Below are 1020 nucleotides of genomic sequence, written 5' to 3' on the forward strand. Positions count from 1 at the left end.
CGCCGGCCCCGCCGATATAGAGCTCGCCCACCGCCCCGAACGGCACCGGCTGACCATGAGCGTCCAGAAGATAGATCCGCGTGTTCGCAATCGGACGGCCGATCGTCTCAACGACAGCCTCGCCCCTCGGCATGCAAATCCAGGTCGAGTACGTCGTCGTCTCGGAAGGCGCGTACAGATTACAGATCTTCTCGACGCCGCTGCTATCGAAGACCCTCTCGATCAGATCTGCCTTCAGCCGCTCGCCGCATGAATTGATGACGCTTGTCGAAGCGGGCACGGCTTGCCGGTCGACCAGAGCGGCGATCGCCGAGGGGACCGTGTTGATCAAGGACACATCCAAGGGCGTCTGCGCCAGCGCCAGCGCATCCTCGACGAGATACAGGGTGCTTCCTTGCGACAGCGGAACGAAACACTCATAGACGGACAGATCAAAACTGATCGAGGTAGAAAACAGCGTGCGGCTAATCTCTGAGTCCGCAAACACGCCGCTGCTCCAATGCAGCAGGTTCACGGTGCTGGCATGCTCGACCATGACGCCCTTTGGGGTGCCGGTTGAGCCTGAGGTGTAGATGACATAGGCGAGATGGCGAGATGTGAGGCCAAGGGCGCGCGGGTCCGGGTTCGAGGCCGGCAGTTCGGCCCAGCCCGGCGTGGCCGTCTCCAGATCGACCACCGTCACACCGGTCAGCACCTCGGGGCCGAGTGCTGCGCGGCCGGCCGCATCGCAAAGCAGCAGCCGCGGGGCGGCATCGGCGAGCACCTGGTTGAGCCGTGGGCTCGGATAGGCCGGATCGAGCGGCACATAGGCGCCGCCCGCCTTCAGGATCGCCAGCAGCCCGACCACCATCGCCGGGCTGCGCTCGACGCAGATCGCCACCGGCTGATCCGGCTTGACCCCAAGGGCGATCAGATGATGCGCCAGCCGGTTGGCGCGCGCGTTGAGCTCGCCATAGCTTACGCGCTCGTCCTGGCAGACCACCGCCACCGCCTCGGGCGTCCGGCGCACCTGTTGCTCGA

The 1020-nt window shown here is 65.3% G+C and carries 1 protein-coding gene; it reads right to left on the reverse strand.

Translation table 11 applies throughout. From position 1 onward, the window contains the following. Window positions 1-1009 (reverse strand): AMP-binding protein (locus tag NKJ73_RS34055; protein WP_352572764.1); only part of this gene is annotated, 1009 nt, incomplete at its 3' end. Window positions 1010-1020 lie beyond the last annotated feature (11 nt).

The sequence above is a fragment of the Mesorhizobium sp. M0074 genome, assembly GCF_040322975.1.
In the GTDB taxonomy this organism is placed as follows: Bacteria; Pseudomonadota; Alphaproteobacteria; order Rhizobiales; family Rhizobiaceae; genus Mesorhizobium.